Genomic DNA, 20,881 nt, shown 5'->3' with positions numbered 1-20,881 from the left:
TGACAAGGGCGCGGCTCAGACCGTCGCGCCCTGGGCCATGCGGTTCAGGAAGGTCTCGGCCTCGGACAGGATCGTTTTCCGCTTTTCGGCATCCATCCGGTCCCAGGTCGCGTACATCTGCGCCATGCGCGGGTTCGGCTTGAAGCGGTCGCGGTGGCGGTCGAGGAAGGCCCAGTACAGCAGGTTGTACGGACAGGCCTGTTCGCCGGTCTTTTCCTTGACGGAATAAGCGCAGGACTTGCAGTAATCCGACATCTTGGCGATGTAGTTGCCCGACGAGACATAGGGTTTCGAGCCGACGATGCCGCCGTCCGCGAACTGGCTCATCCCGATGACGTTGGGCGCCTCGACCCACTCATAGGCATCGGCATAGACCGCAAGGTACCATTCGTGCACCTCGTGGGGGTCGATCCCCGCCAGCAGGGCGAAGTTGCCGGTGATCATCAGCCGCTGGATGTGGTGGGCATAGGCCTCGGTCCGGGTCTGCTCCACCGCCTTCTCGATGCAGTGCATCCGCGTCTCTGCACCCCAGAACATCGGCGGCAGGCTGCGCCCGTGCTTCAGCGCGTTCCGGCGGGTGTAATCCGGCCCTTCCCGGAAGTAGATGCCCCGCATGTATTCGCGCCAGCCGATGATCTGGCGGATGAAGCCTTCGACGGCGTTGATCGGAGCTTCGCCGTCCTTCCACGCCTGCTCTGCCGCCTCGCAGATCTCGCGCAAGTGCAGCAGGCCCGCGTTCAGGTACATCGAGACGACGGCGTGGTAGAGGAATCGCTCGTCGCGCAGCATCGCATCCTGGTAATCGCCGAACTTCGGCAGGGCGTTCCGGATAAAATGGGTCAGCGCCCGGCGCGCCTGGCCACGGTCGGTGGCGAACCAGAACGGGCGCAGCTCGCCGAAATTGTCGGAGAAGCGCGCCTCGACCAGCTCCAGCACCTCGTTCACCGTGTCGTCGGGGGTGAACTGCATCGGCCCGCCGAAATCGACCTCGTCCGGGGCGGGCTTGCGGTTGTCGTGGTCGAAGTTCCACTTGCCGCCCGCGGGCTCGTCCCCCTCCATCAGAAGGCCGGTCTTCCGCCGCATCTCGCGGTAGAAATACTCCATCCGCAGCTCCTTGCGCCCCTTCGACCAGGCCTCGAACTCGCTGTGGGAGGCGAGGAAGCGGTCGTCGGACAGCTGGCGGACCTTCAGCGGCATGTCGTTCAGCGCCTCGATCAGGCGCCACTCGCCGGGCTCGGTCGCGATGACCTCGGATGTTCCATACTGCTCGGCCCGGCGCAGAAGCTCGCCGGGGATCGAGCCGGAATTGTCGGTATCGTCCAGCTCGGTATAGGCGACGTCCCAGCCATCGTCGCGCAAGGCGGCGGCAAACTTGCGCATCGCGGCGAAGAGGAAGGCGATCTTCTTCGGATGGTGGGGCACATAGCTCGCCTCGTCGGCGACCTCGGCCATGACGATGACATCGCCCTTCTGCGCCGCCTTCAGCGCGGCGATCTCGGGCGAGAGCTGGTCGCCGAGGATCAGGATCAGGCGGCTCACCAGGGGATCTCCTTCCCGGCATAATCGTAGAAGCCACCGGACTGGTCGGGCGTCAGTCCGTCGATCACGTCGAGCAGGTTCTTCGCGGCGGCGGCTGGCGTCACCTTGTCGTGGTCGGGGTATCCGGCGGTGAAATCGGTCGCCACGGTGCCGGGGTGCAGGCAGACGGCGATGGCCTGCCTGTGGGTGCGCCCGATCTCGATGGCGGCACCGTGGATCAGCTGGTTCAGAGCGGCCTTGGACGCGCGGTAGGAATACCAGCCGCCCAGCCCGTTGTCGCCGATGGACCCGACCCGCGCCGAAAGCGCCGCGAAGACCGCGCGGCGGTTGCGGGGGATCAGGCGCAGCGCGTGCTTCAGAACCAGCGCGGGGCCGATGGCGTTGACGGCGAACTGGCCGCAAAGCCCCTCGGCCGACAGCGCCTTCAGCGACTTCTCGGGCTGGTGGCCATCGACGACCAGCGCGCCGGTGGCGACGAAGACCAGGTCGAACGGACCGTCGAGGCGGCCGAGATGCTGGGCCACGCTCGCCTCGTCCGTCACGTCGAGGCCGTCGCCGCTGCGCGACAGGGCGGTGACGTCATGGCCGCGGTCCCGGAGCTCGGTCGCGATGGCCGCACCGATGCCGCCCGAGGCGCCGATCACCAGGGCCCTCATCGCTCATTCCTCATAGATCATCTTCACGGTCATGCCGCCGTCCACCGTGATCGTCTGGCCGGTGACGAAGCCCGCATCGGCGAGATAGCGCACCGCCTCGGCGATGTCGGCGGGCGTCCCCGCCCGGCCCGCAGGGTGCTGGGCGTGATCCTCGGGGCGCAATTCGCCCGGATCGCCGGTGACGATCCAGCCCGGCGCCACGGCGTTGACGCGGATTGCGGGGCCGAGGCTGACGGCCAGCGCGTGGGTCAGCGCGGTGAGGCCGCCCTTGCTGGCGGCATAGGCCTCGGTATGCGGTTCGGACATGAAGGCGCGTGTCGAGGTGACGACGACGATGCTGCCCTGCGCCGCGCGCAGCTTCGGGACGCAATGCTTCGCCATCAGGAAGCTGCCGGTGAGGTTGGTCGCGATCCTGCGGTTCCATTCGTCGAGCGACAGATCCTCTACGGGTCCGTTCTCCGGCCCCGCGATCCCGGCGTTGCTGACCAGCAGATCCAGCCAGTCGAGCCGCGCGACGGCGGCCTTCACCGCCCCCTCGTCTGCCACGTCTCCGGTGATCCGCGTGAGTTCCGGCGCCTCCCCGAGCGCGTCGAGCGCCGTTCCGTCCACGTCCATGGCCGCCACCTGCCAGCCGTGTTCCAGCAGGTCGTGCACCACGCCCCGCCCGATTCCCTTCGCGCCGCCGGTGACGAGCGCCTGTCGCTTTTCCGTTGTCATGCCGGGGCAGCTAGCGGCGGCTGCCTCTCCGTCAATCGGGGGTTTTCTTTTGTCGCACCGGGGTTATAGTGCGGCCCATGGAACACCGCGCCCATATCCCTGCCCTGCCCGCCCGTCCGGCGGCGCCCGGCCTGCGCGGTCTGCTGCTTCTTAGCCTCTGCTGAGCGTGCCTTCCGGCGCGGCCGCTCGGCTTGGACAGCGTCGGAACCCAGGATCAGCCACAGGACCCCTCCCATGCAGAAGATCAACCTGGCCGGAACGCTCGGGCTGTTCGATGCCATGCAAGGTCAGCCCCGCGCGTCCGTTGACGTCGTGAGGTTGGACGTCCTGCCGATCAAACCTGTGGAACAGCCGTGTTCCGGCGTTTCCGGCGCCCCCAGAGCCGCCAAGACCCCTATCTGAAGGAGGCTTTCCGATGAGCCAAGAGACCCCCCAGGACCAAGACCGCGTCTTCATCTTCGACACCACCCTGCGCGACGGCGAACAGTCCCCCGGCGCCACCATGAGCCATGCCGAGAAGCTGGAGATCGCCGAACTGCTCGACGACATGGGCGTCGACATCATCGAGGCGGGATTTCCCATCGCCTCTGAAGGCGATTTCGAGGCGGTGAGCGAGATCGCGAAGCGCAGCAAGCGCGCCGTGATATGCGGCCTGGCCCGCGCCAACTTCAAGGACATCGACCGCTGCTGGGAAGCGGTGAAGCACGCGAAGCAGCCGAGGATCCACACCTTCATCGGCACCTCGCCGCTGCACCGGGCGATCCCGAACCTCGACAAGGACCAGATGGCCGAGCGGATCCACGACACCGTGACCCATGCGCGGAACCTCTGCGACAACGTCCAGTGGTCGCCCATGGACGCGACGCGGACCGAGTGGGACTACCTGGCGCGGGTCGTCGAGATCGCGATCAAGGCGGGCGCGACGACGATCAACATTCCCGACACCGTTGGCTATACCGCGCCGGTCGAATCGGCCGACCTGATCCGGCGGCTGATCGCCGAGGTGCCGGGCGCCGATGGGGTCATCTTCGCCACCCACTGCCACAACGACCTCGGCATGGCGACGGCGAACTCGCTGGCGGCGGTCGCGGGCGGGGCCCGCCAGATCGAGTGTACGATCAACGGATTGGGCGAGCGGGCCGGGAACACGGCGCTGGAAGAGGTCGTGATGGCGCTGAAGGTCCGGAAGGACATCATGCCCTGGACCACCGGCGTCGACAGCACCAAGATCATGCACATCTCGCGCCGGGTGGCGACGGTGTCGGGCTTCCCGGTGCAGTTCAACAAGGCCATCGTGGGCAAGAACGCCTTCGCCCACGAGAGCGGCATCCACCAGGACGGGATGCTGAAGAACGCCGAGACCTTCGAGATCATGCGTCCCGCTGACGTGGGTCTGAAGGAGACCAACATCGTCATGGGCAAGCATTCGGGCCGCGCCGCGCTGCGCTCGAAGCTGAAGGAGCTGGGGTTCGAACTGGCCGACAACCAACTGAACGACGTCTTCGTGCGGTTCAAGGCGCTCGCCGACCGCAAGAAGGAAGTCTACGACGAGGACCTGGAGGCGCTGATGCGCACCCAGGCGGGCAGCGACGCCGAGCGGATCTCGATCAAGTTCCTGCGGGTGATCTGCGGCACCGAGGCGCCGCAGTCGGCCGACCTGACGCTGACCATGGACGGCAAGGACCACCAGGTGACGGCCACCGGCGACGGGCCGGTGGATGCAGCGTTCAAGGCGGTGAAGCAGGTGGTCGGCCACGACGCGCGGTTGCAGCTCTACCAGGTGCACGCGGTGACCGAGGGCACCGACGCGCAGGCCACCGTGACCGTGCGGCTGGAGGAGAACGGGCGCATCGTGACCGGGCAGTCGGCGGATACCGACACCGTCGTCGCCTCGGCCAAGGCCTATGTCGCGGCGCTGAACCGGCTCCTGCTGCGCCGCGCGATGTCGGGACCGGATGCCGACGTGAAGGGCGTGAGCTACAAGGACGCCGGCTGATCGCCGCGTTTCGGGACGGCATCCATGGTGCCGTCCCGACCTGCCGACGCCGCGTCGGCAGAGGATTTCGCGGGGCGGGCGCTGAAAATGCCACACCCTGCCCGGCCTTCCAATTTCGAACATTCCGCCGCCCCGGACCCCTTGAGGCCCGGGGCAGCTTTTCACTTTTCCCGCAACACGGCTGCCGGATGCGGCATTTCGACCGTGCCGGCGAAGGCCCCGGCACGCGGGAATTGGCCGAAAGCCGCCAATCGGGCCTTTCCCGTCCCCGGCCGCCTGCCTATAAGCCGGACGGACCTGCGGGGGGTGGAGTCGCGGGGCCAGAACCATCTTTCAAGGGGTAACGCGCCGATGGGAAGTTTTACCGGTCTGTTCTCGTCCGACATGGCGATCGACCTCGGCACGGCCAACACGCTGGTCTATGTCAAGGGACGGGGAATCGTGCTGAACGAGCCCTCGGTCGTCGCCTTCCACATCAAGGAAGGGCGCAAGCAGGTGCTTGCCGTGGGCGAGGACGCGAAGCTGATGCTGGGCCGCACCCCGGGTTCGATTCAGGCGATCCGGCCCATGCGCGAAGGCGTCATCGCCGATTTCGACGTGGCCGAGGAGATGATCAAGCACTTCATCCGCAAGGTCCACAAGCGCACCACCTTCTCGAAGCCGAAGATCATCGTCTGCGTCCCCCACGGCGCCACCCCGGTGGAGAAGCGGGCGATCCGGCAGTCGGTGCTGTCGGCCGGCGCGCGGCGCGCCGGGCTGATCGCCGAGCCCATCGCGGCGGCCATCGGGGCCGGCATGCCGATCACGGATCCGACGGGGAACATGGTCGTCGACATAGGGGGCGGCACCACCGAGGTCGCGGTGCTCTCCCTCGGCGACATCGTCTATGCCCGCTCGGTGCGGGTCGGGGGCGACCGGATGGACGAGGCGATCGTCAGCTACCTGCGCCGCCAGCACAACCTCCTGATCGGCGAGGCGACGGCCGAGCGGATCAAGACCACCATCGGCACCTCGCGCATGCCCGACGACGGGCGCGGCGCGGCGCTGATGATCCGGGGGCGCGACCTGCTGAACGGCGTGCCGAAGGAGACCGAGATCAACCAGGCCCAGGTGGCCGAGGCGTTGGCCGAGCCGGTGCAGGCGATCTGCGAGGCGGTGATGATCGCGCTGGAAGCGACTCCGCCCGACCTCGCCGCCGACATCGTCGACCGGGGCGTGATGCTGACCGGGGGCGGCGCGCTGCTCGGCGACCTCGACCTCGCGCTCAGGGAGCAGACGGGGCTGGCCGTTTCGGTGGCCGACGAGTCACTGAATTGTGTCGCCCTCGGCACGGGCAAGGCGCTGGAATACGAAAAGCAGCTCCGGCATGTGATAGACTACGACAGCTGAGCGGCGGGACCGTTCCGCCCATCGACCCGCAGCACGGGACAGGCCCATGGCACGCGACAGAGGGACCAGCGATACCTATGTCCGCCCGATCCGCCGCATCCTGGCGTTCGGGATCATCGGCCTGTGCCTTGCGATCTTCCTGTTCTGGCGCATCGACAGCCCGCGGGCCGAACGCTTCCGCGCGCAGGTGGTGGACCGCGTCGTGCCGTCCTTCGACTGGGCGCTGGTGCCGGTGACGCGGGTCGCGCTGATGGTCGAGAACTTCCAGAGCTACACCCGGATCTACGAGCAGAACCAGGAGCTGCGCCGCGAACTCCAGCAGATGAAGGCCTGGAAGGAAGCGGCGCTCCAGCTGGAACAGGAGAACGCGAAGCTTCTGGACCTGAACAAGGTGCGGCTGGACCCCTCGCTGACCTACATCACCGGCGTGGTGCTGGCCGACTCGGGCTCGCCCTTCCGGCAGTCTGTGCTGCTGAACGTCGGCGCGCGGGACGGGATCCAGAACGGCTGGGCCACCACCGACGGGCTGGGGCTGGTCGGCCGCGTCTCGGGCGTCGGGCAGAGCAGCAGCCGGGTAATCCTGCTGACCGACAACAACTCGCGCATCCCGGTGACGATCCAGCCCTCCGGCCAGCGCTCGATCCTGGCGGGGGACAACACGCCGCTGCCGCTGCTCGACTTCCTCGAGGCGCCCGAGGCGGTCCGCCCCGGCGACCGGGTCATCAGCTCGGGCGACGGCGGGGTGTTCCCGGCGGGGCTGCTGGTGGGCCAGGTGGTGCTGGGCACCGACCGGCAGCTGCGCGTGCGCCTCGCCGCCGATTCCGAGCGGCTGGAGTTCCTGCGGGTGCTGAGAAGCCACGCGGCCGAGTCGATCACCGACCCCGGCACCCTCGTCGTGCCGCAGCGCGCCATCGCTCCCATCGTGACGGGGGATGCCGATGGTTGATCCCGTCGCCCGCCGCAGGATCGCCTACCGGCTGCTGTTCGTGGCCATCGCCATGGTGGTGGTCTTCGTCCAGCTGCTGCCCTTCCGCCTGGGCGATCCGCGGTTCCCGGGGCCGGACATCCTGGCGCTGCTCGCCTTCGCCTGGGTGCTGCGCCGCCCGTCCTACGTGCCGGTTCTGCTGGTGGCGCTGGTGTGCCTGTTCACCGACATCCTGTTCCTGCGGCCCATCGGCCTCTGGTCGGCGCTGACCCTCGCCGGGCTCGAGTTCCTGCGCGCCCGCGAACATCTGAGCCGCGACCTTCCCTTTCTCGTCGAATGGTTCATGGTGAGCGGGATCCTGGGACTGATGACCATGGGCAACGCGCTGATCCTCGCCATCTTCTTCGTGCCGCACCCGCCCGTCGGCATGGCGGCGCTGCAGCTCGTCACCTCGATCCTCGGCTATCCGCTGGTGGTGCTGGTGTCGCGCTATGCCTTCGGCGTGCACAAGATGGCCCCGGGCGAGGCCGACGCATTGGGACACAGGGCATGAAGCGATCCCCTAAGGATACCGAGGCTTCGGCCAGGAAGATCACCCGGCGCGGGCTGGTACTGGGCGGATTGCAGGCGGGCATGCTGGGCGTGCTGGGCTGGCGGATGCGGCAGATGCAGGTCGAGCAGGCGGACGAGTTCCGCCTGCTGGCCGAGGAGAACCGCATCAACATGCGCCTGATCGCCCCGGCGCGCGGGCTGATCTTCGACCGCAACGGCATCCCGGTGGCCGAGAACACCCAGAACTACCGCGTGGTGATCGTGCGCGAGGATGCGGGCGACGTCGACACCGTGATCGACCGGCTGCGCCAGCTGATCTACCTCGACCCCGACGAGCTGGAGCGCAGCTTGCGCGAGATGCAGCGCCGCAGCCCCTTCGTGCCCGTGACCCTGACCGATCAGCGCAGCTGGGAGGACATCGCGACCGTCGCCGTCAACGCCCCTGCCCTGCCGGGGATCTTCCCCGACGTTGGCCTGACGCGGCACTATCCGCTGGGCCCCGACTTCTCGCATATCGTGGGCTATGTCGGCCCGGTCAGCGACTACGACCTGAACCGGATCGAGGACAACGATCCCCTGCTCCAGATCCCGAAGTTCCAGATCGGCAAGACCGGGGTCGAGAACAAGTACGAACGCGACCTGCGCGGCAAGGCCGGAAGCAAGCGGATAGAGGTCAACGCCGCCGGACGGGTGATGCGCGAGCTTGGCCGCGACAACGGCGTGCCGGGGTCGGACCTGCAACTGACGGTGGACACCAACCTCCAGAACTTCGTCGAGGCGCGGCTGATGCTGGAGGAAAGCGCGGCGGCGGTGGTGATGGATCCGCGCTCGGGCGACCTGCTGGCCATCGGCTCGGCCCCGACCTTCGATCCGAACAAGTTCGTGCGCGGCATCTCCAGCGCCGATTATGCCGAGCTGACCGAGAACAAGTACCGCCCGCTCGCCAACAAGTCGGTGCAGGGCGCCTATCCGCCGGGCTCGACCTTCAAGATGATGGTCGCCCTCGCCGCGCTCGAAAGCGGCATCAGTTCGGAAGAGACGGCCTATTGCCCCGGCTTCACCAAGGTCGGCGACCGCCGCTTCCACTGCTGGAAGCGCGGCGGCCACGGCTACGTCAACCTCGAGAAGAGCCTCCAGCAGTCCTGCGACGTCTACTATTACGAGATGGCGCAGAAGATCGGCGTGGACAAGATCGCCGAGGTGGCGCGCCGCTTCGGATTCGGCGAACGGTTCGACATCCCGATGTCGGCCGTCACCGGCGGGATCATGCCGGACAAGCAGTGGAAGCGTGAACGCTACGGCAAGGACTGGCTGGTGGGCGACAGCCTCAACGCCTCCATCGGCCAGGGCTTCGTCCTGGCCTCGCCGCTGCAACTGGCGGTGATGACCGCGCGGCTGGCCTCGGGCAACGCGATCATGCCGCGGCTGGTGAAATCCATCGACGGGATCGAGACCGAGATCGTCGGCGCCTCGCCCCTCGGCTTCAACGAAAATCACCTGCGGCTGGTCCGCAAGGGCATGTACGCGGTCGCCAACACCCGCCGCGGCACCGGGTATTCGGTCAGGATCGACGCCGACGGCCACAAGCTGGCCGGCAAGTCGGGCACCAGCCAGGTCAGGAACATCACCGCGGCCGAGCGGGCGCGCGGCGTGACCTCGAACAGCGACCTGCCGTGGGAGCGGCGCGACCACGCGCTCTTCGTCGCCTTCGCCCCGTTCGAGAACCCGACCCACGCCGCGGCTGTGGTCGTCGAACACGGCGGCGGCGGATCCTCGGTGGCCGGGCCGCTGGCGCGCGACGTGCTGCTCTACGCGATGTACGGAGGGATGCCGCCGATCGAGGCCTATCCGTCCTACCAGCGCGGGAAGATCCGCGAGATGCAGGCGAAGCTGGTGCTGCGCGACAGCGCGGCGAGCCCCGGCCGCGACCGGGCCTGAGGGGAAGCGCATGAGTTACCTCGAATACAACGTCAAGCGGGTGCCCACCGGCCTGTCGAAGATCCTCTATCTCAACTGGCCGCTGATCCTGCTGCTGATGGCGGTCGCCTCGGTCGGCTTCCTGATGCTCTACTCGGTGGCCGGCGGCTCGCTCGAACCCTGGGCCGAGCCGCAGATGAAGCGCTTCGCCCTCGGCATGGCGGCGATGCTGACCATCGCCATGGTGCCGATCTGGTTCTGGCGCAACATGGCGGGGCTCGCCTACGGCGTGTCGATCCTGCTGCTGCTGGCGGTCGAGTTCTTTGGCACCACCGGCATGGGCGCGACGCGCTGGATCGACCTCGGCTTCATGCGGCTCCAGCCCTCGGAGCTGACGAAGATCACGCTCGTGATGATCCTGGCCGCCTATTACGACTGGCTCGACATCCGCAGGACGTCGCATCCGCTCTGGGTGGCGATCCCGCTGATCCTGATCCTGCTGCCGACCTTCCTGGTGCTGAAGCAGCCCGACCTCGGCACCGCGATCCTGCTGGTCGCGGGGGGTGGCACGGTGATGTTCCTCGCCGGGGTCAGCTGGTGGTACTTCGGCGTGGTCATCGCCGGGGTCGGCGGGCTGGTCTTCGCCGTCTTCGCGTCGCGCGGGACGGACTGGCAGCTGATCAAGGACTACCAGTTCCGCCGGATCGACACCTTCCTCGACCCCTCGTCGGATCCGCTCGGCGCAGGCTACCACATCACCCAGTCGAAGATCGCCCTCGGCTCGGGCGGCTGGACGGGACGCGGCTTCATGCAGGGCACGCAGTCGCGGCTGAACTTCCTGCCCGAGAAGCACACCGACTTCATCTTCACCACGCTGGCCGAGGAGTTCGGCTTTCTCGGCGCCTCCTCCCTCCTCGTGCTCTACGGACTCATCATCTTGTTCTGCTTCTACTCCGCCTTCTCCAACAAGGACCGGTTCGGCTCGCTCCTCACGCTCGGGATCGGGACGACCTTCTTCCTGTTCTTCGCGATCAACATGTCGATGGTCATGGGCCTCGCCCCCGTGGTCGGCGTGCCGCTGCCGATGGTCAGCTACGGCGGCTCGGCGATGCTGGTGCTGCTCGTCGCCTTCGGGCTGACCCAGTCGGCCCACGTGCACAGGCCGCGCGGCCGATGATCCGCGTCCTGTTCTCCGCGAGGCCCGATCGCTGGGACGAGTACGAGGCGCCGCTGCGGCGGGCCTTCGCCGCCGAGGGGCTGGACGTGGACCTCGCCACGTCGCATCCGCCCGAGACGGTCGATTACATCGTCTTCGCCCCGAACGGGCCGGTGACGGACTTCACGCCCTACACCGCCTGCAAGGGCGTGCTCGGCCTCTGGGCGGGGGTCGAGACGGTGGTCGGCAACCCGACGCTGACACAGCCGCTGGCCCGGATGGTCGACACCGGCCTGACCGAGGGTATGGTGCAGTGGGTGGCGGGCCACGTCCTGCGCCACCTCCTGAACCTCGACGCCGACATCAAGGGACAGGACGGCCGCTGGACGCCCCGGCTGCCGCCGCTCGCGCGCGAACGGCAGGTCGGCATCCTCGGCCTCGGCGCCCTCGGCGCGGCCTCGGGACAGGCGCTGGCCGGGCTCGGCTTTCCCGTTGCAGGCTGGAGCCGCCGCGAGAAGGCCGTGCCGGGCATCACCTGCCATCATGGCGCGGAGGGGCTCTCCGAGGTGCTCTCGACCTCCCACTTCCTCGTCCTGCTGCTGCCCCAGACCCCGGCGACGGAAAACCTGCTGGACGCCGAAAGGATCGCCCTGCTGCCCGAGGGCGCGGTGATCCTGAACCCCGGCCGCGGCCCCCTGATCGACGACGCGGCCCTGCTTGCCGCGCTCGACAGCGGCCACCTCGCCCATGCCACGCTCGACGTCTTCCGGACCGAACCGCTGCCCCCCGACCACCCCTTCTGGGCGCATCCGAAGGTGACGGTCACCCCACACATCGCCAGCGAGACCCGGTCCGACACGGCAGCCCAGACCATCGCCGCGAACATCGCCCGCAGCGAGGCGGGCCAGCCCCTGCTGCACCTCGTCGACCGCGCGGCGGGCTACTGATCCCGGGCCGGTCCGGCGCAGGGACCCGGTCCCTTGCGCCGCGCCCCGTGCCTGCCGATGTCAACCCAGCGGCACCACGGGGAATCTCAAACTCCCCTGTTTCTTCTTTGTACAAATACTCCCGCCGGAGGCATCCGACTTCTCCGCCAGCACCCCCGCCGACCGTTCAGCGCAGCTTCGGCGGCCGCTCCGGATCCATTCCGGGCGCGACGGGGGCCGCGGCCTCGGCCTTCGGGATGTCGAAGCGCAGCCCGACCCGGGCGAGCCGCGCCGCCAGCGGATCGGCGGCGGCAAGGAAGGCGACGTCGAGCGTCCCAGCCTCGATCCCCGAGAAGGTCAGCGCCTCGCCCGCGGCCCGGGCCAGTGCCGGTTCCGCCCCCGGCAGCGCACCGACGAAGGCCAGCAGGTGCCCCTGCCCGCCGCCGTCGTACCGCACCCCGGCGAGATAGGCCGAGGACGCCAGCCCCCGCGCCGTCGCGAGCTTGGTGTCGAGCGCACCCAGCAGCACCTCGGGCAGGCCGCGGGGCGCGCTCACCTCCTCGGGGCGGGTCTCGACCGTGTCGGGCACCCGGGCCAGCGTCGCGTGCAGCCAGTCCACCGCCTCTGCCCCGAGCAGGGTGGCCGAGGGCGCGGCCTCGGGGTTCAGGGCAAGGCCCAGCCCCTGCCCCGCCAGCATGGCGATCACGCTGCGCCCCGAGAGCGCGGCATAGGGGGCGGGGCGGCCGGTGAAGGCGGCGAGCCGGTCCTCGCGGTCGAAGACCAGCACGAAGCGGCCGTCGGCGGTGTCGAACACGTCCGGGTCCAGCGTCTCGCCGTCGGAGTCGCGGGCGAGAAGCAGGAACAGCTCGCCATCGGCGAGGCGTTCGTAGAAGCGCAGGCGCGCGGCATCGTCCTCGGGCGCGGCCTCCATGGCGGCGTGGGCGCGGTCAAGCGGGGTCATCGGATCTCCTCGGCGACGCGGGCGCGCAGGGCGGGCAGCAGTTCGGCCTCGAACCACGGATGCCTGCGCAGCCACGCGGTATTGCGCCAGGACGGGTGAGGCAAGGGGAAGACGGCGGGCGCATGGTCGCGCCAGGCGGCGACATGGGCCGCGACCGTGCCGGGGCCGAGGTGCCACTTCTGGGCATAGCCGCCGACGAGCAGGGTCAACGGCACATGCCCGATGTGGTCCATGACCGCGTTCCGCCAGGTCCGGGCGCAGATCGCGGGGGGCGGCAGGTCGGACCCCTTGGCGTCGTAGCCCGGGAAGCAGAAGCCCATGGGCACGATGGCGACGCGGTCGCGGTCGTAGAAGGTTTCGGCGTCGAGCCCCGTCCAGTCCCTCAGCCGGTCGCCCGAAGGATCGCTGAACGGCCGCCCCGAGGCATGGACCCGCGCGCCGGGCGCCTGCCCCGCGATCAGGATGCGAACGCCGGGGCGGAACCAGACCACGGGGCGGGGCCGGTGGGCGGTCGCCGTGGCGGCGAAGCGGTCGGCGCAGAGGGTGCAGGCGGCAAGGCGGTCGGGAACGGACATGGGCGGCACATAGGCGTCGCGGGGGGCATCGGCAAATGCGGCTTGCGCGATTTCCATATTTCTAAGATTATCGAAATGAACAGAGGGAGAATCGCGCCATGGACCTGACCCCCGCCTGTGGCCTCAGCATCGAGGAAGCCGCCTCGACCTTCGCGGCCCTCGGGTCGGAGCAGCGCCTCGGCGTGCTGCGCGTGCTGGTGCGCGCCGGGCCGCCGGGGCTCTCCATCGGCGCGCTCGGCGCTGCCGCGGGCGTCACCGGCTCGACCCTCACCCACCACCTGCGGATCCTGACCCAGGCGGGGCTGGTGCAGCAGACCCGGCAGGGCCGCTCGATCATCTGCGCCGCCGCCGCCTTCGACCGGGTGCAGGCCCTGTCGGGATATCTTCTGACCGAATGCTGCGCCGATTGCGCCACGCCCGGAGAGCACGACCATGGCTGACATCACCACCGCCCCCGCCCCGCGCCGGAAACTGCCGGGCTGGACCTTCTCGGCCTGGACGGCCTCGGTCGCCGTGGTGCTGGCCGTCGCGCTGCTCGACACGGCCGCCGCGCCGGAGATCGTCGCGAAAGCCGCGGGATCCTTCCTGCACACCCTGCCCTTCATCGTCTTCGCGGTCCTTGCCGTCGCATATCTGAAGGCGAGCGGGGCCGAGACGCTGCTGGCCCGTGCCTTCGAGGGGCGGGAGGTCAGGATGATCGCGCTGGCCGCGCTGCTCGGGGGGCTGTCGCCCTTCTGCTCCTGCGAGGTGATCCCCTTCGTCGCCGCGATGCTGGCGCTCGGGGCGCCGCTCTCGGCCGTGATGGCCTTCTGGCTGGCCTCGCCGCTGATGGACCCGGCGATGTTCCTGATCACCTCGGCCACGCTCGGCTTCGATTTCGCGCTGGCCAAGACGATCGCGGCCGTCGCCATCGGGCTTCTCGGCGGGGCGACGGTGATGGCGCTGAAGGCGAGCCCGGTCTTCGCCGATCCGCTGAAGCCGCAACCCGCGCGCAAGGGCTGCTGCGGCGCGAGGAAACCCTTTGCGGGCAAGCCGGTCTGGACCTTCTGGACCGAGGCGCCCCGGCGCGAGACCTTCCGCGACACGGCGGTCGAGAACGGCCTGTTCCTGACTAAGTGGCTGCTGCTGGCCTATCTGTTCGAGGCGCTGATGCTGGCCTATGTCCCGGCCGAGACGGTGGCGGGGCTCCTCGGCGGCACGGGGCTGAAGCCGATCCTGATGGGCGCGCTGGTGGGCGGACCGGCCTACCTGAACGGCTATGCCGCGGTGCCGCTGGTCGACGCGCTGCTGGTGCAGGGCATGGCGCCGGGCGCGGCGATGTCCTTCGTCATCGCGGGCGGGGTCAGCTGCATCCCCGCGGCCATCGCCGTCTGGGCGCTGGTGAAGCCGCGGGTCTTCGCCGCCTACATCGGCCTCGCCATGACCGGCGCGATCCTCGCCGGGCTGGCCTGGGGCGCGCTGGCCTGAGCGCGCCCGGGGCGGGGCCCATTCCTTCGCAGCGGGCAGATGTGCACAATTTGCGCGGAATCTGCGCGGATGTCCCGGCGGGTCCGTCCTGTCCGGTTGCCCAAGGATAGGGGATCGCGTACCCCTTTCGGACAAAACGGCCTGGGGGACACCGCCACATGTATCGCGTCTGGAACTTCGTCACCAACTATTCGCTGCTGCTGATCTTCGGCGCGCTGATCGCGCTGGTCTGGGCGAACGTCGATCCCCACAGCTATCACCACATGGTCGACTATCCGCTGTGGTTCAACGACCTGGTGGGCACCGACGCCAGCAAGTGGCTGGCCGCCTACGGCGAGGACTTCCACATCGACAGCATCGGCGACACCACAAAGGTGCTGAGCTTCCACTACCTCGTGAACGACGTCCTCATGGCCTTCTTCTTCGCCATCGCCGCGAAGGAGGTCTGGGAGGCGGTGATCCTCCAGAACGGCTCGCTGCGCGGCAAGAAGGCGGCGACGCCCCTGGTGGCGACGCTCGGGGGCATGCTCGGGCCGATCACGGTGTACCTCGGCCTCGCGCTGTTCCTCGGGTCGGACACGTTCAACGCGGTTCATCGCGGCTGGGCGATCCCAACGGCCACCGACATCGCCTTCTCCTATCTCGTCGGCCGCATCGTCTTCGGCGCGGGGCATCCGGCGGTGCGGTTCCTGCTGCTTCTGGCCATCGCGGACGATGCCGCGGGCCTGATCATCCTCGCGATCTTCTATCCCTCGGGCGATCTCGCGCCGCAGATGCTGCTGATCTCGCTCGCCGCCGCGGTGATCGTGTTCCTCCTGTTCAACTGGCTGCCGCGGCGGCTGGACCGCCACAACGAGGTGCGCCCGAACTCGACCTGGGTGCGCGAGAAGCTGTCGTTCTGGCCCTACCTCGTGGCGGGCTGCATCAGCTGGTGGGCGTTCCAGGAAAGCGGCCTGCACCCCGCGCTTGGCCTCCTGCCGATCGTGCCGACCCTGCCCCACGCCGACCGCGCCTTCGGCATCTTCAGCGAGGCCGAGCAGTACCTGACCGACCTGCTGAACCATGCCGAGCACCTGCTGAAGCATCCCGTCGAGGTGATCCTGTTCTTCTTCGGCCTGCTGAACGCTGGGGTCGAGTTCAACTCGATCGGCGCACCGACCTGGCTGGTGCTGGCGGGCCTGCTGATCGGCAAGCCGGTGGGCATTTTCCTGTTCGGCTACATCGCCGCCTACCCGCTGAAGCTCGGGCTGCCGAAGGGCATGCGCTCGGTCGACCTGGTGGTGGTGGGCTGCGTCGCGGCCATCGGCTTTACCGTGTCGCTGTTCGTCGCCTCGGTCGCCTTCCCGGGCGGGCCGGTGCAGGACGCGGCGAAGATGGGGGCGCTCTTCAGCTTCGCGGCCGCCATCGTCTCGATCATCGCGGGCAAGATCGCGCGAGTCGAAAAGCAGACCGGCTGAGCCCGATCATGGCGCAACGGTGCCCCCCGGGGCGCCGTCGCCCTGGCTCGATTGTGCAGGGATCTGTCAAAATTGCGTGCAGGGCCGCAGACAGTGCCCGGAATCGGGCTTAATCTGGCCGAATTGGATCTGTAGGTGTTGGGTTAACCACAGTTGCGCTACTGTGACCGAACCCACCGCAATGCGCCGGGGCGCGAATGATCGAGTTCGAGAACGTCAGCAAGTCCTACTGGACGGGATCGCATCACAAGGTGATCCTGGACTTGGCTTCGTTCCGCATCGAGCTTGGCAATTCCCTGGGGATCCTCGCCCCGAACGGCACCGGCAAGACCACGATCATCAACATGATGGCCGGGCTCGAGAAGCCGGACGAGGGGCAGATCAACCGCACCAGCCGCATCTCCTTCCCGCTCGGCTTCATGGGGGGCGTCATCAACCGCCTCTCGGGCACCGAGAACGCGCGCTTCATCGCCAAGCTCTACGGCATCGACCCCGACTACCTCGAGGCGTTCTGCCGCTGGCTTTGCGGCCTCGGCGAATACTTCGACATGCCGGTGGGCACCTACTCGGCCGGCATGCGCTCGCGGCTCAGCTTCGCGCTGCTGCTGGCGCTGGAGTTCGACATCTACCTGATCGACGAAGGCATGCCCTCGACCACGGATGTGGAATTCAACCGCAAGGCCGGCTCGCTGCTGCGCGAACGGCTGGAGAACGCGACCATCGTGATCGTGTCGCACCAGGCCCAGACGCTCGAGAAATTCTGTCGCTCCGCGGCCGTCCTGATGAACGGACAGTTGCAGATGTTCGACACACTGGAAGAGGCGAAGGCACTTTATGACTACGAAACCCAAGGTTAGAAAGTTCCGCATCCGCCGTTCCAGTCCGCTGGCCATGGTGATCGAGGACGACCTGCCCGCCGCCCCCGCGACCCCGGACGCCGTCCCCGCGCGCGCGGAGCGGCAGGCGCCCGAGACCGCCCCGCGCCGCCCGCGGGTGCAGCCGATCCTGGAGCCGGGCGATACCGCCGCCCGCGCCCCCGCCAACGACTCCCCCACCCCGGCCGAGGACGCGCGGATCGCCGACCCCGGGGAACTTGCCGCCGAAGAGGACATCAACGCCCTGCGCCGGGAGGGGCTGACCGGCCGCCAGCTACGGATGGCCCGGCGCCTGGCGCAGAAGCACGGCCTGACCCCGACGTCGGACTTCGAGGCGGTGCGCCAGCTGCGGGCCCGGGGCATCGACCCGTTCGAACGTGCGAACATGCTGGAACTGGTGGTGCCCGACGCGGGCCAGGGCGAAACGCGGCAGACGGGCCGCGAGGTGGGAGAAAGCCGCGTGCAGCTGCCGCAGACGGTCGCCCCCGGCGCCGTCCCCTCGACCGAGGTCCGGCACGCCGATCCCCGCGCCGACCGCATGGCCGAGATCCGCCGCATCCAGCGCGACATCGCGCGCCGCCGCCGCCGCAAGTCGCTGCTGCTGCTGGTGCGGCTGGCCTTCTTCGTCGGCCTGCCGACGCTGCTGGCGGGCTACTACTATTACGCCATGGCCACCCCGATGTACGCCACCAAGTCCGAGTTCGTGATCCAGCAGAACGAGGGCGGCGGCGGCGGCGGCGGCGCCCTGTCGGGTCTGTTCTCGGGCACCGGCTTTGCCACCAGCCAGGACTCGATCACCGTCCAGAGCTATCTCCAGTCGCGCGACGTGATGATGCGCCTCGACGGCGACGTTGGCTTCAAGAAGGTCTTCGCCGATCCCGCCATCGACCCGATCCAGCGCCTGCCGGCCGACGCCACGAACGAACAGGCCTACAAGGTGTTCCGCAGCAACGTGGAAATCGGCTACGACCCCTCCGAGGGGATCATCAAGATGGAGGTCGTGGCCCCCGATCCGGAGCTGAGTGCCGAGTGGTCGCGGAAGATGATCGCCTATGCCGAGGAGCAGATCGACAACCTGACCCAGCGTCTGCGCGCCGACCAGATGGAAGGCGCCATGGAAAGCTACCAAGACGCCGAGGCGAAGATGCAGGCGGCCCAGCAGAAGGTGCTGGACCTGCAGGAACAGCTGGGCGTCTTCGACCCCCGCGCCGAAAGCGGCGGCGTGATGAGCCAGATCACCACCTTCGAGGTCCAGCTCCAGGAGAAGCGGTTGCAGCTCCAGCAGCTGCTGGACAACCGCCGCCCCAACCAGGCCCGGGTCGACGGCGTGCGCGGCGACATCGAGCGGCTGGAGAAGCTCGTCGCCTCGCTGCGCGGCCAGCTGACCGACGGCACCGGCGACGGCCGCTCGCTGGCGCAGGTCAGCAGCGAACTCCGCATGGCCGAGGTCGATCTCCAGACCCGGACGCTGATGATGCAGCAGGCGCTCCAGCAGCTCGAGACCGCGCGGATCGAGGCGAACCGCCAGGTACGCTATCTCTCGGTCGGCGTCAGTCCGATCCCGCCGGACGAGGCGACCTATCCCCGCGCCTTCGAGAACACGCTGCTGGCCTTCCTGATCTTCTCGGGAATCTACCTGATGTGTTCGCTCACCGCGTCGATCCTGCGCGAACAGGTCTCGGCCTGACGGCGCGCGCCCCGGCCCCCCGGCCGGGGCTTCCCTGCCCGCTCCGGCCCGGCTAACCTTCGGCGACGAAGACCGAAGGCACGCCGCTCCATGATTTCCCTTTTCCGCCTGACCGGCGCCCTTCTCGCGATCTGCCTCCTGACGGCCGCGCCGGTGCCCGCCCAGGACACCCGCGCCGCCGACGGCGGCGCCACGACCACCGAGGACAGGCCCGAGGCCACCCCCGACGGCGAGGCCGGACAGGTCTCCCTCGCCGATGACATCGCCACCGACGCCCGCATCGCCGAGCGCATCCGCGGCATCCTGATCGAACTCGACGGCTACGAGGCGGTGGATGTCACCGTGCGCTCGGGGATCGTGACCCTGACCGGCGAGGTGCTGGACGCCAACGCGCTGGCCCGGCTGGAAACGCTGGTGGCGGGCATCGACGGCGTTCTGACGGTGCAGAACGAGGTGGTCGAGACCACGGACCTGGCAAAGCGGCTGAACCCGGCGGCCGAGCGGATGCTGGTGCGGCTGCGCCAGGGCGCCGCGGCGCTGCCGCTGCTGCTGGTGGCGCTGACCGTCGCGGGCGCGATCCTCGCGATCGGCCTGCTGCTGGCCCGCCTGCAGCGCCCCTGGGACCGGATCGCCCCCAATGCCTTCATCGCCGACATCTACCGCCAGATCGTGCGGCTGGTCTTCGCCGTCGCGGGAATCGTCGTCGCCCTCGACATCCTGAACGCCACGGCCCTGCTCGGCACGATCCTCGGCGCCGCCGGGATCATCGGCCTCGCCATCGGCTTCGCCGTCCGCGACACGGTCGAGAACTTCATCGCCTCGGTGATGCTGTCGATCCGCCAGCCGTTCCAGCCCAACGACGCGGTCGAGATCGACGGCGACCAGGGCAAGGTGATCCGCCTGACCAGCCGGGCGACGATCCTGCTCAGCTTCGACGGCAACCACATCCGCATCCCCAACGCCACGGTGTTCAAGAGCCGCATCGTCAACTTCACCCGCAACGCCGAACGCCGCTTCCAGTTCTCGCTGCCCGTGGCCCCGGACAGCGACCTTGCCGCGGTGCGCAGCCTGATGGAGGAAACGGTCGCCGCCCTGCCCTTCACGCTCGAGCAGCCGGGCATCTCGGTCTGGATCGAGGGTCTGACCGACCGCGGGGTCGAGTTCACCGTGACCGGCTGGATCGACCAGCGCACGACATCGCTGCTGCGCGCCCGGGGCGAGGCCTTCCGCCTGGTGAAGGCGGCGGTGGAGGCCTCGGGCGTGCGGGTGCCCGAGGCGACCTACGGCCTGCGCCTCGACGGCGACGTGGGCCTGCCCGAAGTTACTGCCCCCGCTCCCGCCCGGCCAGGTCCCGTGGGCCCCCTGCCCGGCGCCCCGGTGGCGGCGGATGTCGACGCGAAGGACGACGTGGCGCTGGAGGAGATGATCGCCCACGAGCGCCGCGACGAGGCGAATCCCGACCTCCTGCGCCGCGAGGCCCCGACCGAGTGAGGGCCGTTCCGGAAGCTGTCGTCGCCACGCATTTTTTGCCTTGCACCGCCCGACGGCCCCCAGTAGAAACCGCGCACCGTTGGGGTGTAGCCAAGTGGTAAGGCATCGGTTTTTGGTACCGTGTATCGTAGGTTCGAATCCTACCACCCCAGCCATGTTTCCCAATCAGACGCAAAAAGCCCAAGAATATTGGGTCGACAGGCCCCTGTCCCAAAACCCTGTGTCACACTCCGCCGAGCCTGTGACACACGCCATGACACAAACGGCCTCGCGGCCAAGCGCGGGGGGTGCCGGTGCCCGGCGCCGTCCGGCCGGCCCCTACCTCCAGCGCCGAGGCCGCATTTATTACTTTCGCAAGCGTTTACCCGACGTCATCGCAAAAAGGGGGCGCCAAAAGTTTTTCTGTCTCTCGCTTCGGACCGCTTTACTGCCCGAGGCGATGAGCCGCGCGGCTCGTCTCCTCGTAGTGGCTCTGTTGCGCAAATCACCTGGCGACCGAGGTTCCCCTTTCCCCGGACAGACTTATCCCACGGCCTCTGTGACGGGGATGCCGAGCGCGGTGTAGCCGTTGAGGACGGCTATGCGGACCTGGAGT

19 protein-coding genes, 1 tRNA gene and 1 pseudogene are annotated in these 20,881 nt (G+C 68.7%); 16 read left to right on the top strand and 5 right to left on the bottom strand.

Features of this window, described 5'->3' with window-relative positions:
* Positions 1 to 15 precede the first annotated feature (15 nt).
* From A7B20_RS08905 to A7B20_RS08895, 3 genes are read right to left on the bottom strand one after another with little or no spacing between them, the layout of a single operon-like run.
* Positions 16 to 1,542 carry a cryptochrome/photolyase family protein gene (locus A7B20_RS08905; RefSeq protein WP_102108288.1) on the bottom strand — a complete coding sequence of 509 codons (1,527 nt, stop codon included), beginning with the start codon at positions 1,540 to 1,542 and terminating at the stop codon, positions 16 to 18.
* Positions 1,536 to 2,195 carry an SDR family NAD(P)-dependent oxidoreductase gene (locus A7B20_RS08900; RefSeq protein ID WP_102108224.1) on the bottom strand — a complete coding sequence of 220 codons (660 nt, stop codon included), beginning with the start codon at positions 2,193 to 2,195 and terminating at the stop codon, positions 1,536 to 1,538. The genes A7B20_RS08905 and A7B20_RS08900 overlap by 7 nt, the downstream gene beginning before the upstream one ends.
* 3 nt (positions 2,196 to 2,198) lie before the next feature.
* Positions 2,199 to 2,912, bottom strand: coding sequence for an SDR family oxidoreductase (locus tag A7B20_RS08895; protein ID WP_102108223.1), 714 nt, complete (start codon positions 2,910 to 2,912; stop codon positions 2,199 to 2,201).
* A 234-nt stretch (positions 2,913 to 3,146) separates the two neighbouring features.
* Between A7B20_RS08895 and A7B20_RS21205 the strand changes: the two genes are divergently transcribed.
* The 8 genes from A7B20_RS21205 (at position 3,147) to A7B20_RS08860 (ending at position 11,794) form a co-directional block, all read left to right on the top strand.
* Complete coding sequence (locus tag A7B20_RS21205; RefSeq protein ID WP_157937635.1) at positions 3,147 to 3,314, top strand: hypothetical protein; 168 nt, start codon at positions 3,147 to 3,149, stop codon at positions 3,312 to 3,314.
* Between the two features lie 13 nt (positions 3,315 to 3,327).
* Positions 3,328 to 4,908, top strand: a complete 1,581-nt coding sequence (locus tag A7B20_RS08890) for a 2-isopropylmalate synthase (protein ID WP_102108222.1) — start codon at positions 3,328 to 3,330, stop codon at positions 4,906 to 4,908.
* A gap of 351 nt (positions 4,909 to 5,259) precedes the next feature.
* Entirely contained in the window at positions 5,260 to 6,297 is a 1,038-nt protein-coding gene (locus A7B20_RS08885) for a rod shape-determining protein (protein WP_102108221.1), read from the top strand.
* Between the two features lie 46 nt (positions 6,298 to 6,343).
* Positions 6,344 to 7,243, top strand: a complete 900-nt coding sequence (mreC, locus tag A7B20_RS08880) for a rod shape-determining protein MreC (protein ID WP_102108220.1) — start codon at positions 6,344 to 6,346, stop codon at positions 7,241 to 7,243.
* Positions 7,236 to 7,775 (top strand): rod shape-determining protein MreD, encoded by a 540-nt coding sequence (locus A7B20_RS08875; RefSeq protein ID WP_102108219.1) that lies wholly within the window; start codon positions 7,236 to 7,238, stop codon positions 7,773 to 7,775. The genes mreC and A7B20_RS08875 overlap by 8 nt, the downstream gene beginning before the upstream one ends.
* On the top strand, positions 7,772 to 9,712 hold the full coding sequence (gene mrdA, locus A7B20_RS08870; protein WP_102108218.1) for a penicillin-binding protein 2: 1,941 nt from the start codon (positions 7,772 to 7,774) through the stop codon (positions 9,710 to 9,712). The genes A7B20_RS08875 and mrdA overlap by 4 nt, the downstream gene beginning before the upstream one ends.
* A 10-nt stretch (positions 9,713 to 9,722) precedes the next feature.
* The gene (gene rodA / locus A7B20_RS08865) at positions 9,723 to 10,868 is read left to right on the top strand and encodes a rod shape-determining protein RodA (protein ID WP_102108217.1); all 1,146 of its coding nucleotides are present in this window, start codon (positions 9,723 to 9,725) and stop codon (positions 10,866 to 10,868) included.
* On the top strand, positions 10,865 to 11,794 hold the full coding sequence (locus A7B20_RS08860; protein ID WP_102108216.1) for a 2-hydroxyacid dehydrogenase: 930 nt from the start codon (positions 10,865 to 10,867) through the stop codon (positions 11,792 to 11,794). Before rodA ends, A7B20_RS08860 begins: the two co-directional genes overlap by 4 nt.
* 166 nt (positions 11,795 to 11,960) lie before the next feature.
* Here A7B20_RS08860 and A7B20_RS08855 read toward each other — a convergent pair whose 3' ends face one another.
* A complete protein-coding gene (locus tag A7B20_RS08855; protein ID WP_102108215.1) occupies positions 11,961 to 12,734 on the bottom strand; it encodes an SseB family protein in 774 nt (257 codons plus the stop codon).
* Entirely contained in the window at positions 12,731 to 13,309 is a 579-nt protein-coding gene (locus A7B20_RS08850) for a uracil-DNA glycosylase family protein (RefSeq protein WP_102108287.1), read from the bottom strand. The genes A7B20_RS08855 and A7B20_RS08850 overlap by 4 nt, the downstream gene beginning before the upstream one ends.
* A gap of 98 nt (positions 13,310 to 13,407) precedes the next feature.
* Between A7B20_RS08850 and A7B20_RS08845 the strand changes: the two genes are divergently transcribed.
* From A7B20_RS08845 to A7B20_RS21790, 8 genes and pseudogenes are all read left to right on the top strand, one after another.
* Complete coding sequence (locus tag A7B20_RS08845; RefSeq protein WP_102108214.1) at positions 13,408 to 13,749, top strand: ArsR/SmtB family transcription factor; 342 nt, start codon at positions 13,408 to 13,410, stop codon at positions 13,747 to 13,749.
* Positions 13,742 to 14,776: a permease gene (locus tag A7B20_RS08840; RefSeq protein WP_102108213.1), complete on the top strand. Its 1,035-nt coding sequence runs from the start codon at positions 13,742 to 13,744 to the stop codon at positions 14,774 to 14,776. The genes A7B20_RS08845 and A7B20_RS08840 overlap by 8 nt, the downstream gene beginning before the upstream one ends.
* Positions 14,777 to 14,934: 158 nt before the next feature.
* Positions 14,935 to 16,233 (top strand): Na+/H+ antiporter NhaA, encoded by a 1,299-nt coding sequence (locus A7B20_RS08835; RefSeq protein WP_102108212.1) that lies wholly within the window; start codon positions 14,935 to 14,937, stop codon positions 16,231 to 16,233.
* A 197-nt stretch (positions 16,234 to 16,430) separates the two neighbouring features.
* On the top strand, positions 16,431 to 17,090 hold the full coding sequence (locus A7B20_RS08830; RefSeq protein ID WP_102108211.1) for an ABC transporter ATP-binding protein: 660 nt from the start codon (positions 16,431 to 16,433) through the stop codon (positions 17,088 to 17,090).
* On the top strand, positions 17,068 to 18,795 hold the full coding sequence (locus tag A7B20_RS08825; RefSeq protein ID WP_102108210.1) for a capsule biosynthesis protein: 1,728 nt from the start codon (positions 17,068 to 17,070) through the stop codon (positions 18,793 to 18,795). The genes A7B20_RS08830 and A7B20_RS08825 overlap by 23 nt, the downstream gene beginning before the upstream one ends.
* 90 nt (positions 18,796 to 18,885) lie before the next feature.
* Positions 18,886 to 20,286, top strand: a complete 1,401-nt coding sequence (locus tag A7B20_RS08820) for a mechanosensitive ion channel domain-containing protein (RefSeq protein WP_102108209.1) — start codon at positions 18,886 to 18,888, stop codon at positions 20,284 to 20,286.
* A gap of 80 nt (positions 20,287 to 20,366) precedes the next feature.
* A tRNA-Gln gene (locus A7B20_RS08815) sits at positions 20,367 to 20,441 on the top strand.
* Positions 20,441 to 20,692, top strand: a pseudogene (locus A7B20_RS21790) (hypothetical protein); the annotation flags it as partial. The gene A7B20_RS08815 and the pseudogene A7B20_RS21790, both read left to right, overlap by 1 nt.
* Between the last annotated feature and the right edge of the window lie 189 nt (positions 20,693 to 20,881).

It is taken from the genome of Oceaniglobus roseus, from assembly GCF_002869745.1.
Taxonomy (GTDB): domain Bacteria; phylum Pseudomonadota; class Alphaproteobacteria; order Rhodobacterales; family Rhodobacteraceae; genus Oceaniglobus; species Oceaniglobus roseus.
The sequence above is the reverse complement of the archived record's forward strand: the minus strand, read 5'-3'. Positions and strand labels throughout refer to the sequence as shown.

Excerpts from the sequence above, each read along its gene's own strand:
- A7B20_RS08900 (WP_102108224.1), bottom strand. The coding sequence starts at position 2,195 with ATGAGGGCCCTGGTGATCGGCGCCTCGGGCGGCATCGGTGCGGCCATC.
- A7B20_RS08895 (WP_102108223.1), bottom strand. The coding sequence starts at position 2,912 with ATGACAACGGAAAAGCGACAGGCGCTCGTCACCGGCGGCGCGAAGGGA.
- A7B20_RS21205 (WP_157937635.1), top strand. The coding sequence starts at position 3,147 with ATGCAGAAGATCAACCTGGCCGGAACGCTCGGGCTGTTCGATGCCATG.
- A7B20_RS08890 (WP_102108222.1), top strand. The coding sequence starts at position 3,328 with ATGAGCCAAGAGACCCCCCAGGACCAAGACCGCGTCTTCATCTTCGAC.
- A7B20_RS08885 (WP_102108221.1), top strand. The coding sequence starts at position 5,260 with ATGGGAAGTTTTACCGGTCTGTTCTCGTCCGACATGGCGATCGACCTC.
- mreC (WP_102108220.1), top strand. The coding sequence starts at position 6,344 with ATGGCACGCGACAGAGGGACCAGCGATACCTATGTCCGCCCGATCCGC.
- A7B20_RS08875 (WP_102108219.1), top strand. The coding sequence starts at position 7,236 with ATGGTTGATCCCGTCGCCCGCCGCAGGATCGCCTACCGGCTGCTGTTC.
- mrdA (WP_102108218.1), top strand. The coding sequence starts at position 7,772 with ATGAAGCGATCCCCTAAGGATACCGAGGCTTCGGCCAGGAAGATCACC.
- rodA (WP_102108217.1), top strand. The coding sequence starts at position 9,723 with ATGAGTTACCTCGAATACAACGTCAAGCGGGTGCCCACCGGCCTGTCG.
- A7B20_RS08860 (WP_102108216.1), top strand. The coding sequence starts at position 10,865 with ATGATCCGCGTCCTGTTCTCCGCGAGGCCCGATCGCTGGGACGAGTAC.
- A7B20_RS08855 (WP_102108215.1), bottom strand. The coding sequence starts at position 12,734 with ATGACCCCGCTTGACCGCGCCCACGCCGCCATGGAGGCCGCGCCCGAG.
- A7B20_RS08850 (WP_102108287.1), bottom strand. The coding sequence starts at position 13,309 with ATGTCCGTTCCCGACCGCCTTGCCGCCTGCACCCTCTGCGCCGACCGC.
- A7B20_RS08845 (WP_102108214.1), top strand. The coding sequence starts at position 13,408 with ATGGACCTGACCCCCGCCTGTGGCCTCAGCATCGAGGAAGCCGCCTCG.
- A7B20_RS08840 (WP_102108213.1), top strand. The coding sequence starts at position 13,742 with ATGGCTGACATCACCACCGCCCCCGCCCCGCGCCGGAAACTGCCGGGC.
- A7B20_RS08835 (WP_102108212.1), top strand. The coding sequence starts at position 14,935 with ATGTATCGCGTCTGGAACTTCGTCACCAACTATTCGCTGCTGCTGATC.
- A7B20_RS08830 (WP_102108211.1), top strand. The coding sequence starts at position 16,431 with ATGATCGAGTTCGAGAACGTCAGCAAGTCCTACTGGACGGGATCGCAT.
- A7B20_RS08825 (WP_102108210.1), top strand. The coding sequence starts at position 17,068 with ATGACTACGAAACCCAAGGTTAGAAAGTTCCGCATCCGCCGTTCCAGT.
- A7B20_RS08820 (WP_102108209.1), top strand. The coding sequence starts at position 18,886 with ATGATTTCCCTTTTCCGCCTGACCGGCGCCCTTCTCGCGATCTGCCTC.